Origin of the sequence: Streptomyces sp. NPDC002265 (assembly GCF_040296125.1) — a bacterium.
Taxonomy (GTDB): domain Bacteria; phylum Actinomycetota; class Actinomycetes; order Streptomycetales; family Streptomycetaceae; genus Streptomyces.
On sequence record NZ_JBEOWS010000617.1, the window covers coordinates 1 to 2572 of the forward strand.

Genomic DNA, 2572 nt, shown 5'->3' on the forward strand with positions numbered 1-2572 from the left:
CCGATCTCCGGGATGGACCGGCGGCGGCCGACGCGCCGCTGCCGCGCCGGTCGTGCATGTGGGGTGAACATGGCGACAGCCTCCCGACGTACGCACGCGTCGACGGTTACCACGAGCGGCGTTGCACTCACCGGACGTACGAATCCATCCGAGCGGGTGAGCGCGGCTCGCGCGACTGTGCGAATCCTCTTCGGAGGTGCCGACCGGGGCCGAGCCGTACGACCTTCCGGGCCGCCTCGTGGACCCGACCTGATCGGGCACAGAATGTCGGGTCCGACATGGTGGGCGCTGCCTAGCGTGGTGATCGTCAAGGAAGGAACCGTGCATGCTGGAGCGGCTGAACCAGGCCATGGAGCACATCGAGCGCCATCTCGACCAGGTCATCGAGGTGGACGAGCTGGCGCGCATCGCGGCCACCTCGGAGTACCACCTGCGCCGGATGTTCTCCGCGCTCGCGGGCATGCCGCTGTCGGAGTACGTCCGGCGCCGCCGGCTGACCCTCGCGGGCGCCGAAGTGCTCGCGGGTCGCGAGACGTTGCTGGAGATCGCGGTGCGCTACGGCTACGGCTCCGGTGAGTCGTTCGCGCGGGCGTTCCGTGCCATGCACGGCATCGGACCGGGCGAGGCCCGCCGCACCGGCGCCGCGCTCAGCTCGCAGTCCCGGATGGCCTTCCGCCTCACCATCGAAGGGAACAGCAGTATGCGATACCGCGTCGTGGACAAGGCGGACTTCACCGTCGTCGGTCTCAAGGCCCGGGTGCCGCTGGTGCATTCGGGGCCCAACCAGGCGATCATGGACTTTGTCCGCGGGATCGATCCGCGGCTCCTGGAGCGTCTGGAGAAGTTGTCGGACCAGGAGCCGTCCGGCATCGTCGCGGTCTGCGACGACCTGGATCCCAGTCGTGCCGAGGGCACCGAACTCGACTACTACCAGGGCGTGATCACCGCTGCGGACGCGCCCGCGGGATCGACCGTGTTGGGCGTTCCGGCCGGCACCTGGGCGGTCTTCACCACTTCCGGGCCGGCACCGCAGGCCATCCAGGAGCTGTGGCGGGACGTGTTCACGCAGTGGTTCCCCTCGAACCCGTACCGCAGCCGGCCCGGCCCCGAGATCCTGCGTATGCGCCTGTCCCCGGACAAGACGGAGGCCGATGCCGAGCTGTGGCTCCCTGTGGAGGCCGACCGGGCCTGAGCACTTCGGCAAGCCGTCCGAGGCGGGTGTCCGAGGCGGACGTCCGAGGTGCCTGAGGTTGCCGCCTGCACCAGGCTTTCCCGGGGAGGGTCACTCACCCGTCCGGACCTGTCGGGCTGGGCGCGCGGTGCGGTCGGCAGGACGCTGGGAGCCAGAGCCGTGAGCGGGCGGAGCGGGATCCGGCCGTGCCGCACCCACGTCGAGCGGGGGAGCGGCCGGGCCCGCGCGTCGGGCTTCGCGACGGCCGGACGCCTGCCGCGCCGGGTGTCCTCGGCCCGGGGTGCCTCGGCCGGAGGCGCCTGCCACGCGGACCGTCCTCCAGGAGCGTGATTATGGCCCGGAACCGCCGTCTGATCATGAACTCGCCGTCCGAGGTCTGGCGCCTGCTGTCCGACGGCCACCGTTACGGGGAGTGGGTGACGGGAACCCAGCAGGTCCTCGCCGCGGACCCGCAGTGGCCCGAAGTCGGCGCCCGGTTGAAGGTCCGCGTCGGCGTCGGACCAGTGACCCTCGACGACACCTGCGTCGTCCGTATCTGCGAACCGCAGCGTCGCCTGGAACTGGAGGCGAAGGCGGACCCCTTCGGTGCCGCCCGTATCGCCATGGAACTGCTTCCCTGGGGCGAGCACACCCTCCTCACCCTCGACTGGCACCCCCTGCGGGGTCCCGGCACCCGGATGCACGGACTGCCGGTCGACTACATCGTCGCCGTCCGCAACGGCATGATGCTCACAAAACTGGCCCGGATCGCGGTGCGCGAGCACGCGGAGCACGCAGAACACGCCGGGCGCTGACCGATCCCGGGTGAGGCGGGGAAAGGGCGCTGTCACGGCCCGTACCGCCTCACCCGGTTTCGTTCAATTTTGAGCCGTTTCATATCGTTCTCGGTCGTTCTCGGGACATACGGCTCATAACTCGCGGGTTTGGCCGCGGATGCGGGATCATGGCCGGATACCGCCTTCGAAGGAGTGGGCATGCGACGAAACCGACTGCTCACCGTGGTCGCGGCAGTGTGCGCGACGTCGGCACTCGGCCTCACGGCCCCGCAGACCGCCGCGGCAGACCCCGGTCCGACCGCTTGCTCCGACACGCCGTCGGACCTGCGCCCCACACTCGTCTACGGCGACACGGGCGAGGCGGTCAGGCAGGCACAGTGCCTCAGCAACATGTGGGGCGGTGAGCCGCCCAAACTCACTCTCGACGGGGTCTACGGCATCGTCATGCTGAAGAAGATCGAGTGGATCCAGGTCTGCCACGGCCTGCAGCAGAGCGGTGTCATCGAGGACCGCACCTGGCAGGTGCTCTACCACCCGGCCCTGGACTGCTACCTGCCCTACCCGGGCTGAGCCGTGCGTCGGCCCTCCCGTCCGGGCCCGCGCC

The 2572-nt window shown here is 70.1% G+C and carries 3 protein-coding genes; all 3 read left to right on the plus strand.

What is annotated here, in order from left to right; genetic code table 11:
- Positions 1-325: 325 nt before the first annotated feature.
- The 3 genes from ABT085_RS45580 (at position 326) to ABT085_RS45590 (ending at position 2538) form a co-directional block, all read left to right on the plus strand.
- Positions 326-1192, plus strand: a complete 867-nt coding sequence (locus ABT085_RS45580) for an AraC family transcriptional regulator (protein WP_351622940.1) — start codon at positions 326-328, stop codon at positions 1190-1192.
- A gap of 332 nt (positions 1193-1524) precedes the next feature.
- Entirely contained in the window at positions 1525-1986 is a 462-nt protein-coding gene (locus ABT085_RS45585; RefSeq protein ID WP_351622942.1) for an SRPBCC family protein, read from the plus strand.
- A 180-nt stretch (positions 1987-2166) separates the two neighbouring features.
- Positions 2167-2538: a peptidoglycan-binding domain-containing protein gene (locus ABT085_RS45590; protein WP_351622945.1), complete on the plus strand. Its 372-nt coding sequence runs from the start codon at positions 2167-2169 to the stop codon at positions 2536-2538.
- The last annotated feature ends 34 nt before the right edge of the window (positions 2539-2572 follow it).